Origin of the sequence: Actinoplanes sp. NPDC051343, assembly GCF_044455125.1 — a bacterium.
Taxonomy (GTDB): Bacteria; Actinomycetota; Actinomycetes; order Mycobacteriales; family Micromonosporaceae; genus Actinoplanes.
In genome coordinates, this window is the sequence record NZ_JBITEL010000001.1 from 212,349 (window position 1) to 225,211 (window position 12,863).

Below are 12,863 nucleotides of genomic sequence, written 5' to 3' on the forward strand. Positions count from 1 at the left end.
CGTCTGGAAGGCGTTCAGACCGGGCTCCCACGCATACGCCTTCAGGCAGTACCAGCAGCCCAGAGGGCGATCACCCTGAGCAGGGCGAGCGCGGTGATCCCGGGCCAGACGAGGGCGAGCACGCCGAACAGGATCCCGGCGATGCCGCGGAGGGCCGCCTCCATGAAGGTAGCGGCGTAGGACACGCTGGTGCCCTCGAACGTCGCCACCCACGGCGGCAAGGTCACCCTGACGGGGAACGTACGTTCGTGGGCCGAGCGTGTCGCCTGGTCGGCGCCCGGTGTCGCGGAGGTGGAGAATCTGATCTCGATCAACGCGTGAAACGTGATCCTCAAGCCCGCCGCGGTGTCACCCGTTCGGGTCCCGGTGCGAGGCGGCATCACGCCGATCTGGTGGGGCTAGGGTGAAACTCCGGCCAGCTGTCCACGGCCGCCCCCACAGCGTCTGAATGCACACCCACCAGACGAGGCCGCAACGGTCGACCAGGAGGAGCGATGCGGCTGATCACCCTCCTGCGCCACCCTCGGCGGGCTGTACTGGCCCGCTGGGGCCGCATTCCCGGGATCCGCACCGCGAAGGTCACGCTCGCCGCCGTATTGGCCTATGTCGCCGCCGACCTGCTGAATACCACTGCTACACCGATTCTCGCGCCGCTGACCGCCATCCTGGTGGTGCAGGTGACCGTGTATCAGACGGTCGCCGAGGGATTCCAGCGTGTCCTGAGCGTGCTGGCCGGCGTCCTGGTCGCGGTCGTCCTCGCCACCGTCGTGGGGCTGAGCTGGTGGAGCCTCGGAGTCGTGGTGGCCGCAAGTCTCGTACTCGGGCAGGTTCTCCGCCTGGGGTCGCACACCCTGGAGGTGCCGATCAGCGCGATGCTCGTCCTGGCGGTCGGCGGCGGTGCAGCGCCACAGGCAGCGGCCGGTCGGGTGTACGAAACGCTCATCGGTACGGTGACCGGCATCGCGGTGAACTTCGCGATCGCGCCTCCGGTGCATGTGGAGTCCGCCGGCTCGGCGGTCGCCGGCCTGGCCACCCGCCTGGGGGATTTCCTGCGCTCCCTGGCCACCGACCTGCGCTCCGGGTGGTCACGTCAGGCCGCGCAGGACTGGCTCTCGGCTGCCCGGAGCCTGAGCGCATCGGTTCTGCAGGCCGACCACTCGCTGGTCCGCGCCGAGCAGAGCGCCGTACTCAACCCGCGCGGCGGCGAGGTCCGCGTGGCGCAGCCGCGCCTGCGTACGGCCCTCACCGCGATCGAGTACTGCACCATCGTCGTCCGGAGCCTGTGCCGGGAGATGTTCGACCGGACGTTCTATCTGCCGCCGGAGCTCGAGGCGGAGGCCTACTCCGCGGCCGCCCGCGTCGCCCTCGCCGACGTGCTCGACCTCGCCGGCGCGGCCTTCGACGGCGTGGCCGCCGTTGCCGCGGGCGCTGAGCCGGTTGACACCACTCGGGCCCGCGTGGCCGAGCAGCTGGACGAGTTGTACCGGCGGCGAGAACACCTGGGCCGGCTGTTGCTGGTCGACCCGCAGGCCGACGCCGCAGCCTGGCAGCAACACGGCGCGTTGCTCACCGCGGTGGATCGGCTGCGGGTCGAGATCGAGGCGGCGGTACGTCCGGCCACCCGACCGTGGCGCCCGCCGTCACTGGCCGAAGGGCCGCGGCGGGCCGCGCGGCGCGTCGTGGGCGCCGCTGAACAGTCCCTACCGCTGGTCACCGATCGTTCCCGGCAGGCGGTTCGGCGGATGATGGACGTCGCCGCAGACGCCGCGGCGGAGGCGGCGGAGCATCTGGCCAAACCCGATCCACGGGCTGCCCACTCCCGCGGGGATGCGGGCGCAGGCCCGCTCGCCGAGCAGGCGTCCGCCGACGCCGCGGCGGCCGCCTTTCGGGCCGCTGCCGACTCCCCGGCCGAGGAGGACGCGGCGAGGCCCGTGCCGCCACCGCGCACCGGCAGCCCGGAAGGCGACCAGGAATGACCCCACCGGCTCAACGTCCGCATGTACCGCGGGGCTACCCGTCGGTCTCGTCCCGTCAGCCGGCGGGTTCGGGATGGTAGCCGTAAGCGGCGGCCCGCACCGTCTCCTCGTTCTCCAGTCCGGAGCCGATCGCGCCGCCCACGGTGGCAGCGAGCGGCTGGCTGGTCGCTCGGTACGGCGCAGACCTCACCACCCACCTGGGCGCCTACCCGAACACCGTGGCCGGGCTGATCTACGGCGTCGTATTCACCGGCCTCTTCGCTCTCAGCCAGAGGCTGAGCACGACCCGATGACCGCGCAACTCGACCGCCTGCTCTCCGACCCGACCCGGCTGGCCATCATGTCCGTGCTGTTCGAGCTGGACTGGTGCGACTTCGCCTTCCTGCGCACCGAAGTGTCGCTGTCGGACTCCGCACTCTCCAAACAGCTGACCACCCTGCTGTCTCCGGGCTCTCGGCCATGGACTCAGCATGGACATCTACGTCGAGTTCCAGGTGCCGGGCAGCGCGATGTAGCGCACCCCGCTGCTGCCGCCGTCGCTGTGCAGCGGGATCCGCTCGCCCGGCAGGTAGAGGACTGTACCGTCCGCATCCTGTTGGACCAGCAGGTTGCCCGCCGCGCCGCGGTGGCGAGGGAGCGCGCTGTCAGGGTGAGGTTTCGAGCATGGCTTGGATGTCGAGCTGGATGCTGATCTTGTCGCCGACGACGATCTTCTGACCTTCGCCGGCACGGGCGCCGACGTCGTAGTCCGATCGCCGGATCGTCGTGGTCGCCGAGATCCCGATACGTTGCTCGCCCTGCAGTCCGGTCTCATCGAGGCCGAGGAACTCGACTTCCAACGCAACGTCGCGCGTGATGCCCCGGATCGTCAGCTTCCCCGGCAGTTCGAGCGACCCGTCATGAACCGCGAGGCCGGTGCCCTCGAAGGTCATCTCAGGGTGGCGGCCGACGTCGAAGAAGTTGGCCGATCGTAGGTCGTCGTCGCGCATGCGGGTTGCGGTGTTTACCGAATTCATGAATATCGTTGCAGTGGCGGAGCAGCGGGCCGGCTCTTCGGCGATCGTCACGTGACCGGTGAATTCCTCAAAGGTTCCGCGGACCTTGCCCATCAGGTGGCGAACCGAGAACCTGATGGAACTGTGCATCGGATCGATGGCCCAGGTGCCCACGGGAACCCTGATGCCGAAGGCGTCGATCGTCAGCGATGCGGCAGTCATGGCTGTTTCCCTTCTCGACGGACTATGCGGTAACGCAGATGTGTGGCGTCGCGGCCTTCGAGCCGACGGACGGGCTCCAGCTCGACGTGGCCGAGTCCAGTCGGCTCGAACAGCCGGCGTCCATCACCCAGCAGCACCGGGACGAGGTGCAGTTCAAGTTCGTCGAGCTGGCCGGCCGCCAGCAGCGCCTGCGCCGCGCCTGCCCCGTGGACCAGCACGGCGCGGTCGCCCGCCGCCTGTCGGGCCTCTGCGGCACACACGTTGACGTCGGTGTAGAACTTCGCGCTGCCGGGTGGCACATCACCCGGGTCGACGTGATGGGTCAGCACGTGGATCGGCACACCGTCGTGATGATCGCCGTTCCAACGGCCGGCCAGTTCGAACGTGCGGCGTCCGGAGATCACGGCGCCGGTCGACAGGGCCTCGCTGTACACCTGCCCATTGATTCCCGCGGACATCCGGTCGTCGAGCCAGTTGAACAGCCGCCCGCCGTCGCGGCCGAGTTCCTGGCCCGGTTCGTCGTCCGGCCCGGCGATGTACCCGTCGACCGACATGGACATGTAGAGCCGCAGTGGCGTCCTACCCATCCTCATTCCCTTCCCCTTCTTCTGGCCAGTCGGCGGCGGTCATGCCGTCGGCGTGGCCCGCAGGCCACTGGACGAGTTCGATCCGGCGGCCGTCCGGGTCGGCGATGAGCGCCGTCTGCAGACCGTCGTCGCTTTCCTGTCCTGGTTCGATCGGCTCGATCCCGTGGTCGGCCAGCACGTGCAGGGCGTCGGTCATCGACTCGACCTGCACGACGAGGTGGCTCAGGTCGGTGCCATGGTCGACCGGCTTGCCATCGTGTACCAGCTCGACGGTGACGAACTCGTCGTCGGGGAGCTTGAGCATGCTCAGGTGCCCGATCGGGGTTGCAGGCACGCTGCCGACGATCACGTAACCGATGGCGGCGTAGAACGCCAGCGACCGCTCCAGGTCGGTCACCCGTAGTCCGACGTGCAGCGTCCTCATCCGCGGTACCTCCGTTGTGTGTGTGCCCAGCATGTTGCGGACATGGGTTCGCGGCCAGCCCCAGATTTCTGGGGGTCGGCTAGGTTGAGGCATGGCCACTGCCCAGCCGTTGCACGACCCGCTCCGTGACGCCATCTCGCGGCTGGTCCACCGTGGGCTCGGCGTGGAGGGCTACTGGCGCGCGTTGAGCGACGCGCTGAGCGGCGCAGTGCCGTCGGAGGGCTCCTGCCTGATGACGATGGACCCGGCCACCATGCTGCCCACCGCGGAGTTCGTCGAGAACGGGATGCCCGCGGGCGCGATCAGCCGGCTCGTCGAGATCGAGTTACGCGAACCCGACTACACCAAGTGGGTCGACATGGCCCGCGCGGGCCGAGCCGCGGCGAGCCTCAGCGACGCCACAGCGGGCGACCTCGACCTCAGCCGGCGTCACCGAGAGGTACGACGCCCCGCAGGCAACTCCGACGAACTCCGGATCGTGCTGTCCAGCAGCACCGGCACCTGGGGGGCGCTCACCCTGTTCCGCGAGAAGGGCCGGCCATACTTCTCGCCCACCGAGGTAGGACTCGTCACATCGCTGGCCGGTCTGATCTCGGACGGGCTGCGCCGGTCGCTGCTCCTCGACGACGCGGTCGCCGACCGCCACGACACCGGAATGCTCGTCCTGGATCCCGACGACGGCGTCGACCTCGCCAATCAGGTGGCCGAATTGTGGATCGACGAACTTGGTACCGGCACCAGACCAGGCACGACGCTCCCCCTGGTGATCCGTGCGGTCGCCCGGCAGGCCCGTGCCATCGGCGGCCGGGCGCAAGGACAAACGGGCGAATCGATCGCCAGACCAGCCACAGCGCGCGTACGCACCAGCACAGGGCGCTGGGTGATAGTCCGGGCATCCCTACTGGGTGAGGGCACGACGGCGCCAGTCGCGGTGCTGCTCGAAGCGGCTCGCCCGGCGGAGATGGCGCCACTACTGGCTGACGCATACGGCCTCACCCCGCAGGAGCGACGGGTCACCGAATGTGTCGCCCAAGGCCTGTCGACCAGACAGATCGCCAACCAGCTTCGGATGTCGACCTACACCGTCCAGGACCATCTGAAGTCCATCTTCGCCAAGACCGGCACCGGCTCCCGCGGCGACCTGATCGCCCGCCTGTTCTTCGACCAGCGCGCCACGCCACTCACAGTTCCGCCGGCAGGGCGCACCTGCTGATCGAGACGGCCGACGCTCAAGTTGCCCCGCTGTCGCGGTTGCCTCGCCCTGTCTCAGCGAAGTTGCCTTGACGGCCGTTTGCTTGAGGCGGCGGGGAGTCCGAGCAGCGCTTGGAAGTAGCGCTTGGGTGAGCAGTCCTGGGCGGATGGCGGTAGTGGGCAGCGCGACGTCGCGGTCGTACAAGGCTGTTCGAAGATCAGCGTGCCGTCCGGGCGCCCGTTTCGGGCCATGGTGTCCAGGCTGTTGGGCGGCTCGGGGCAAAGTAGCCGACGTACATGTCCAGGGCGGGGTCCAACAGGGCGACGTAGCGGCCTTCTTCGAGGTCGGCATCTGGATCGTTGGCCTGCTGCTGCACGGAGACTCCGGCGATGAGCGCGACGAACAGAGCCACACCGCGCTCGGACGCGGCGGCGGGGTGCAGGTGGTGATGCCGCACGGCACTGGCGATCGCGTTGCGGGTCAGTTCGTAGGTGCGCAGGCTAGGCGCATATGCCTGTTCGGAGGGTACGAATCCCGGCACCGCCCCGGCGAACAGGAGCTGCACGAGCGCCGGGTGGTCCATGGCGAACCGCACGCTGGCCCAGGCGGCGGCGCACGCTGCCGGCCAGCCCGTGTCGGCGGCGCCGATGGCGTCCGCGAGGAGGTCGTGGTGGGCACGCATGCCGCGTTCGAACAGGGCGTCGTACACCGCGGTGCGGGAGTCGAAGTACTGGTACAGCGAAGGCTGGCGTAGACCCACGCGACGCGCGACCTCGGTCAGGTTGAGGGCCGCGACGCCCTGCTCGGTCATGACCGCCAGCGCGGCGTTCAGGATCTCGTCGCGGGTTTGCGCCCGGCGTCGTTCCCGGGGCGTGTTCGGCGCGGATTGCGCCGCGGGGAGGTCGAGCGGCGATGGCATGGATGCATTCTAGATCTACCAATAGCCTATTGAAAAGTCTATAGGTAATCGGATATCGTGGGCGGCATCGTTTCTGGCCCGAAGGAGGCCATCATGAACCGCCTGGATCGCGACGAGGTCCGCCTACACGTCGACGCCACTGCAGAGTCGCTCTACGACCTGGTGTCCGACGTTCCCCGCACTCCGCTGTGGAGCCCGGAAGTCATCTCCTGCACCTGGCTGGACGGCAACACCGAGGCCACCGTTGGGGCACGGTTCCTCGCTCGCAACAAGAAGCGCTGGTTCACCTGGTCCAACAAGCCCGTCGTACAGACCACCGAGCAAGGCAGAGAGTTCGCGTTCACCCGCGCCGAACCCGGCGGCGGCACGATCCGCTGGTTCTACCGCTTCACTCCGTCCGGCACCGGCACCATCGTCGAACACGGCTACCAGGTCCTGCGCCCGGTTCCCCTCGCCCTGCACGTCATCCTGCGTGTCGTGCTCGGGGTCCGCGACCTGCGCGGCGACCTACACCAGAACATGACCACGAGCCTGCGCCGGCTGGCCGACGCCGCCACGACCCAGCCCGAGCACCAGGCGACGACCGAGCCCGCCTAGGCACCCTGATGCGCGAAGCCGCGGCACACCGCGGCTTCGCGCACATCCACGTGGCCACGACCAAAGCATCCTGGGCCGGCGCCCGTCACAGCAAGCTACCCGACCACGACCCTGGCGGAAGAGGCCCCCGCTCCGCAGTGACAACGGCGCCATGGAACCCCATCGTGCGCCGGAGAAGCGGCAGCGTTTTCAGAAACAGAGATGGCGGCTTGGCACCGGAGTCATCGATCGTCACCTCGCGCCCCACGCAGGTCCCGGCTCGGGTGTAGCGGTGAGTGCCGCGGAGGCGTGACGGTGCCCGGGTGGCCTGGTTCACTCGGGCGCCACGCCGCCCTATCGGGGCGCGGGCTGCGGGCTGTGGTTCCAGGTTGTCGCGAGTTTGCGCAGCAGATCATCGGCGGTGAAGGGTTTCTCGATGAAGGCGATGTCCTCGTCGAGGATGTGCGTGGTGCCGAGAAGGCCGTTGCTGTAGCCGGACATGTAGAGCACTGGCAGGTCCGGATTTCGCGTGTGCAGGAGTTCGGCGAGGCGCGGGCCTGACATCTCGGGCATGATCACGTCGGTGAGCAGCAGGTCGCAGTGGTGCTGTTGTGCCAGGGCGAGGGCTTGTGGGCCGTTGCCGGCGGTCAGGACGTGGTACCCGCCATTGGTGAGGATGCGGGCGATTACCCGTACCAGAGCGGGTTCGTCTTCCGCGACCAGTACGGTGAGGCCGTCCCCGGGTGGTGGGGCGGTGGTGGTCGGTGACGCTGCCGGTACCTCCGGCGCTGCGGTGACCAGAGGTAGATAGATCCGGAACGTGGTACCGACGCGGACCTCGGAGTAGATGTTGATGCTGCCACCGGCCTCGGTGACTATGCCGTACACGGTCGCTAGCCCGAGTCCGGTGCCTTGGCCCCGGGCTTTGGTGGTGTAGAAGGGCTCCAGGACGCGGGTCACGACGTCTGGCGGCATGCCTTGCCCGGTGTCGCTGACCAGCAGCCGGGCGTAGGTGCCGGCGGGTAGCGGCGGTTGCATGTTGAGTTCTTCGCCGTCCAGGTTGGCGGCGTTGGCTTCCAGGACCAGGGCGCCGCCCTCGGGCATCGCGTCGCGGGCGTTGATGGCGAGGTTGAGCAGAATCTGTTGGATCTGGCCGGGGTCGGCGTGCACGGTCAGCGGGTGCCGGGATGGCACGGTCATCAGGTCGATGTGCTCACCGATGGTCCGCTGGAGCATCGCCTGCACCTCGGCAAGCGAGGCGTTCAGGTCGACGTCCTGTAGCTGGACGGTGTCGCCGCGGGTGAATGTCAGCAGCTGCCGGGTGAGGTTGGTGGCCCGCTGCACGGCGCTGCGCACATGGGTGAGATCAGCCTGCACGTCGGGTTTGTCAGCGGTCTCTTCGATGGCGAAGTCGGTGTAGTTCGCGATGATCGCCAGGATGTTGTTGAAGTCGTGCGCGACGCCACCGGCCAGTTTGCCGAGACTCTCCATGCGCTGGGCTTGGTGGGTGCGTTCGATTATGGCGCGCTGCTGCTCGGCGGCCTCGGTGGCGGCGGTGATGTCCCGTGCGACGGCGGAGACGCCGATGACGGTGCCGGCCGGATCCTTGATCGAGGTGATACTCACCGACACGTCGACCGGCGTTCCGTCCTTGCGTAGCCGTTGCGTCTCGTACTGCAGCCCGGGTTCGCCGTGCCGGATCCGGGCGAGCACGTCGGTCTGCTGGCCGGTGTTCGTGTAGTCGGTGAGCATGGTGGGAGATTGCCCGAGGACCTCGGCGGCGGTGTAGCCGAACAGTCGTTCCGCACCGCCGTTCCAGGCGGTGATGACGCCTTCGGGGGTCATACCGACGATCGCGTCGTCGATGCGTTCCACCACCGTGGCCAGCGTCGCCCGCTGCGCCTCGGCCACGTCACGGGCGGCTTGTTCGCGAGCATCGGCTTCGTCGAGCCGGTGTTGGCCCCAGGGGTCGACGTAGATGGCGCCTTTGCCGAGCAGGACGCCGTACCCGCGCCGCAGACTCCAGTAGTAGACGCCCACGGTCGCGGTGAACAGGTCCCACACGGCCGACGGCCACATCCAGGTCAGTGATGACATCTGATGCATCTGCTGCAGGGCGGCGTTCTCAAGGATGGTCCGATATGCCATGACCGCGTGCAGCCCATGTCCGACCGCGCAACTAAAGAAGATCAACGCGGTGGCGGTGGCCAACTTGTTCGTGCGCAGCTGGCCCGCCCGGGCGACCGGCACGACGATCGCCACCGTGATCGCCCCGTACGCGGCCATGATTACCAGGTTGGCCAAGAGAAACATCTGGTCCGGCACTTCGTTCCCATCGGACACTGTCCGGACGAACTGAGCCCGTTAATCTTCGGCCGATGCGCCGCTGCGGGCGGGTGGGGTTGTTACCGAAGCGTGCGGACCGGGTGTCGGGTACGACGGTGACCGTGATGGCTTTGCCGTCGGCGCCGGCTTCGGGCCACCTTCGGTTTTGGTACGCGGGCGGCCCTGATCACCGCCTGCCGTTGACATCCCGCCGCCGGCCGCAACGGCGGCCCGCACGCCAAGTCGGCGGGAGACGACATTGCGCCGACACTTCGCCTGGAGCCGGCTGTGCGGCCGGCTCCAGGCACGCGGTGAGATGCGCCCGGACGATCAGGGATTCTTCGGGTCCTCGCCGAATCCGTTGCACTGGCGTCCACCATTGATGCAATACGACACCAGGTGTGCCTGCCGAGCCGGGTCCCAGCCGTTCATGAAGTCGTAGTGGAATGAATAGCTGGCGCCGGAGGAATATGCCAGGCCGCCGGTGTTGCCATTGTTCAGCGGGTAGGGCAGCTTTATCTCGAGCATTGGCAACGGCACCGGATGGTCGGCCGGGCAGACTCCGCTCACCGGCCAGGCCATGTGCGACTTGTGGTCGGTTGTGTCCAGGTGCACGCCGTCCCAGCAGCTCGGCGCGGTCAGCCGGACGACCAGTGAGGAGCCGCCCGGGCAGGACGACGGGATGTCGTTGCCCTTGTATCCCGGGCACTGCCAGTTGCCCAGGAAATGCGCGGCGTCGGGCGTGTGCACGTCGCCGACCAGCAGCTTGAAGCCGGCCGGGAACGGCTGGACGGTGCGGTAGTCCTTGACTCCGGACTTGTAGTACACGGTAGGGGCGTCGGGGATGACGGGCACGCCGTTGCTCAGCAGCGTGGGGAACCAGTAGCCGGACGCGTCCAGCGGGTCCTCGCAGGAGGTGGCCCCGCCGACGAGCGACGCGGGGGTGGAGTTGGCGTTGGTAGCCGGGTTGCCGATGAAGGTGTGGTTGTGCGACGCACCGGCCAGACCGGGGAAGACGATCGGGTCGTCGCTCAAGCGATGGTTCACCTCGCAGTTGGCGTGCATCTCGTGATATTGGGCGTGCGGCGGATCGTCGGCCGCGCGGGCCGTACCCATTCCGCCCAGCACGACGAATAAACACACCGCGACAACGGTGGCGAATCGAAACTTGGGCAGGATTGATCTGATGCTCATGAGCGATCTCCTCGGGGATAGATATTGAGCACCGCCGATGATGAGATCGGACGCTAACAGCCCGTCAAGAATCACAGCAATCGTTTGCCAAAGTTTGCCAACATGTTAATAGATCATTTCTGATAAGTCTGGCAAAAAGTTGGCAAACGATTGCCGCGGTCGTCGTGCCGCGCTTACCGTCCGGGCATCGCCACTGGCGCACGTTCCCGCTCCGGTGGTGCCGCCGGCCGGCCACCGGCGGTGCCGCACCGACCCCATCTGGAGATTCCCTTGAAAGGCACAGCTCGGGCCCTCGCGGTCCTGACGGTGCTAGCCGCATCGGCCGTCACCGCGGTCGCCACCCCCTCGGGCGCCCAGGCCGCCGAGTGCGGCACCACCAACGTGGCCCTGCAGCGACCGGCAACCACGTCGTCGGTCGAGGCCGGCCGGCTGTCGGCCGCCAACGCCGTCGACGGTGACGCGTCCACCCGCTGGTCCAGCGGGTCCAGCGACCCGCAGTGGCTGCAGGTCGACCTCGGCACCACCACCGGCGTCTGCCAAGTGGACCTGAACTGGCAGACGTCGTACGCCAAGGCCTTCCAGATCCAGGTGTCGCCGACCGGCACCGGCGACTGGACGACGATCTACTCGACCACCACCGGCAGCGGCGGCACCCAGACCATCCCGGTCACCGGCTCCGGCCGGTTCATCCGGATGTACGGCACCACGCGCGCCACGACGTACGGCTACTCGCTCTACGAATTCGCCGTGCACAGCGGCTCCGGCACCACCACACCGCCGCCGGGCGGCGGCGGTGATCTTGGCCCGAACGTGATCGTCTTCGACCCGTCGATGTCGTCGGCGAACATCCAGTCCCGGCTGGATCAGGTCTTCGCCACCCAAGAGAAGAATCAGTTCGGCACCCAGCGGTATGCGCTGTTGTTCAAACCCGGCTCGTACCAGAACCTCAACGCCCAGCTCGGCTTCTACACCTCGATCGCCGGACTCGGCCAGAACCCCGACGATGTGTCCCTGCACGGCGACATCACCGTCGACGCCGGCTGGAACGGGGGAAACGCCACCCTCAACTTCTGGCGCTCGGCGGAGAACATGGAACTCTTCCCGGTGTCCGGCACCGACCGGTGGGCGGTCGCCCAGGCAGCCCCGTTCCGCCGGATGGACGTGCACGGCGGGATGACACTCGCCTCTCCCAACTGCGGGTGGGCCAGCGGCGGCTACATCGCCGACAGCCGGATCAGCGGTACGGTCAGCCCCTGCTCGCAGCAGCAGTGGTACACCCGGGACAGCCAGGTGGGCGGCTGGAACGGCGGAGTGTGGAACATGGTCTTCTCCGGTGTGAACGGCGCACCGGCGAACAGCTTCCCCAAGCCGCCGTACACCGTGGTCCCGCGCACTCCGGTGACCCGGGAGAAGCCGTACCTCTACACCGACTCGGCCGGCGCCTACCGGGTTTTCGTCCCGTCGCTGCGCACCAACAGCACCGGCACCACCTGGGCCGGCGGCAACACCTCGGGCACATCACTGCCGCTCAGCCAGTTCTACGTCGCGCACCCCGGCGACTCCGCGGCGACGATCAACGCCGCCCTGGCCGGCGGGCTGAACCTGCTGTTCACGCCCGGCGTCTACCACGTCAGCCAGACGATCAACGTGACCCGCGCCGACACCGTGGTGCTCGGCCTGGGCTACGCGACGCTGACCGCCGACAACGGTGCGACGGCGATGAGCATCGCCGATGTCAACGGGGTCAAGGTTGCCGGGCTGCTCTTCGACGCCGGCGCCACCCGCTCGGCGGCGCTGCTGCAAGTCGGTCCGGCCGGCGCGAGCGCGAGCCACGCCACCGACCCGACCTCGTTGCAGGACGTCTTCCTGCGCGTCGGCGGTGCCGGTCCGGCCGCCGTCACCAACGCGCTCGTGGTCAACAGCAACGACACCATCATCGACCACATCTGGTCCTGGCGGGCCGACCACGGCAGCGGGGCCGGCTGGACCAGCAACCCCGCCGACACCGGCCTGCTCGTCAACGGAACGAACGTCAACGCGTACGGCCTGTTCGTCGAGCACTTCCAGAAGTACAACGTGGTCTGGAACGGCAACGGCGGCAAGACCATCTTCTTCCAGAACGAGCTGCCGTACGACCCACCCAGCGCGGCCGCGTGGTCGCACGACGGCATCACGGGCTACGCGGCGTACAAGGTCGGCAGTAGCGTGACCAGCCACGAGGCCTGGGGCCTAGGCAGCTACTGCGTCTTCACGGCCGACCCCTCGATCGCGGCATACCACTCTTTCGAGGCGCCGGTGAACGCGAACGTCAAGTTTCACGACCTGCTGACCGTGTCCCTCGGCAAGGGCTCGATCACCCACGTCATCAACGACACGGGCGACGCGGCCCTGCCGTCCGCGGTCACCCCGCACACCCTGATCAGTTACCCCTGACCGCATGCCGGTAACGCCGT

Annotated in this window: 14 protein-coding genes; 7 read left to right on the forward strand and 7 right to left on the reverse strand. The window is 68.1% G+C overall.

Annotated features, from left to right (window positions below):
- Window positions 1-41 precede the first annotated feature (41 nt).
- A complete protein-coding gene (locus ACIA5C_RS00870; RefSeq protein WP_396049856.1) occupies window positions 42-185 on the reverse strand; it encodes a hypothetical protein in 144 nt (47 codons plus the stop codon).
- 4 nt (window positions 186-189) lie between these two features.
- Between ACIA5C_RS00870 and ACIA5C_RS00875 the strand changes: the two genes are divergently transcribed.
- The 4 genes from ACIA5C_RS00875 (at window position 190) to ACIA5C_RS00890 (ending at window position 2,667) form a co-directional block, all read left to right on the forward strand.
- The gene (locus ACIA5C_RS00875; RefSeq protein ID WP_396049858.1) at window positions 190-321 is read left to right on the forward strand and encodes a BON domain-containing protein; all 132 of its coding nucleotides are present in this window, start codon (window positions 190-192) and stop codon (window positions 319-321) included.
- Window positions 322-494: 173 nt separating this feature from the next.
- The gene (locus ACIA5C_RS00880) at window positions 495-1,976 is read left to right on the forward strand and encodes an aromatic acid exporter family protein (RefSeq protein ID WP_396049860.1); all 1,482 of its coding nucleotides are present in this window, start codon (window positions 495-497) and stop codon (window positions 1,974-1,976) included.
- A 143-nt stretch (window positions 1,977-2,119) separates the two neighbouring features.
- Window positions 2,120-2,269 (forward strand): hypothetical protein, encoded by a 150-nt coding sequence (locus tag ACIA5C_RS00885; RefSeq protein WP_396049861.1) that lies wholly within the window; start codon window positions 2,120-2,122, stop codon window positions 2,267-2,269.
- A 47-nt stretch (window positions 2,270-2,316) separates the two neighbouring features.
- Window positions 2,317-2,667: a hypothetical protein gene (locus ACIA5C_RS00890; RefSeq protein WP_396051984.1), complete on the forward strand. Its 351-nt coding sequence runs from the start codon at window positions 2,317-2,319 to the stop codon at window positions 2,665-2,667.
- Here the strand turns inward: ACIA5C_RS00890 and ACIA5C_RS00895 are convergent.
- Genes ACIA5C_RS00895 through ACIA5C_RS00905 form a run of 3 tightly spaced genes read right to left on the reverse strand, consistent with a single transcriptional unit; the run spans window position 2,621 to window position 4,204 of the window.
- Window positions 2,621-3,193, reverse strand: coding sequence for a YceI family protein (locus tag ACIA5C_RS00895; protein WP_396049863.1), 573 nt, complete (start codon window positions 3,191-3,193; stop codon window positions 2,621-2,623). The two genes, ACIA5C_RS00890 and ACIA5C_RS00895, sit on opposite strands and share 47 nt — an antisense overlap.
- The gene (locus tag ACIA5C_RS00900) at window positions 3,190-3,780 is read right to left on the reverse strand and encodes a dihydrofolate reductase family protein (protein WP_396049864.1); all 591 of its coding nucleotides are present in this window, start codon (window positions 3,778-3,780) and stop codon (window positions 3,190-3,192) included. Before ACIA5C_RS00900 ends, ACIA5C_RS00895 begins: the two co-directional genes overlap by 4 nt.
- Complete coding sequence (locus tag ACIA5C_RS00905) at window positions 3,773-4,204, reverse strand: VOC family protein (RefSeq protein WP_396049865.1); 432 nt, start codon at window positions 4,202-4,204, stop codon at window positions 3,773-3,775. Before ACIA5C_RS00905 ends, ACIA5C_RS00900 begins: the two co-directional genes overlap by 8 nt.
- Window positions 4,205-4,295: 91 nt before the next feature.
- On the opposite strand from ACIA5C_RS00905, the gene ACIA5C_RS00910 reads away from it, so the two are divergent.
- A complete protein-coding gene (locus tag ACIA5C_RS00910) occupies window positions 4,296-5,417 on the forward strand; it encodes a helix-turn-helix transcriptional regulator (RefSeq protein WP_396049867.1) in 1,122 nt (373 codons plus the stop codon).
- 196 nt (window positions 5,418-5,613) lie between these two features.
- Here ACIA5C_RS00910 and ACIA5C_RS00915 read toward each other — a convergent pair whose 3' ends face one another.
- Window positions 5,614-6,315: a TetR/AcrR family transcriptional regulator gene (locus ACIA5C_RS00915; RefSeq protein ID WP_396049869.1), complete on the reverse strand. Its 702-nt coding sequence runs from the start codon at window positions 6,313-6,315 to the stop codon at window positions 5,614-5,616.
- Window positions 6,316-6,408: 93 nt separating this feature from the next.
- On the opposite strand from ACIA5C_RS00915, the gene ACIA5C_RS00920 reads away from it, so the two are divergent.
- Complete coding sequence (locus tag ACIA5C_RS00920; RefSeq protein WP_396049871.1) at window positions 6,409-6,912, forward strand: SRPBCC family protein; 504 nt, start codon at window positions 6,409-6,411, stop codon at window positions 6,910-6,912.
- 333 nt (window positions 6,913-7,245) lie between these two features.
- On the opposite strand, the gene ACIA5C_RS00925 is transcribed toward ACIA5C_RS00920, so the two are convergent.
- Together ACIA5C_RS00925 and ACIA5C_RS00930 are read right to left on the reverse strand one after the other, a co-directional pair.
- A complete protein-coding gene (locus tag ACIA5C_RS00925; RefSeq protein WP_396049872.1) occupies window positions 7,246-9,177 on the reverse strand; it encodes a PAS domain S-box protein in 1,932 nt (643 codons plus the stop codon).
- Window positions 9,178-9,546: 369 nt separating this feature from the next.
- Entirely contained in the window at window positions 9,547-10,410 is an 864-nt protein-coding gene (locus ACIA5C_RS00930) for a DUF1996 domain-containing protein (protein ID WP_396049873.1), read from the reverse strand.
- Window positions 10,411-10,680: 270 nt separating this feature from the next.
- Between ACIA5C_RS00930 and ACIA5C_RS00935 the strand changes: the two genes are divergently transcribed.
- Entirely contained in the window at window positions 10,681-12,843 is a 2,163-nt protein-coding gene (locus tag ACIA5C_RS00935; protein WP_396049875.1) for a discoidin domain-containing protein, read from the forward strand.
- Window positions 12,844-12,863 lie beyond the last annotated feature (20 nt).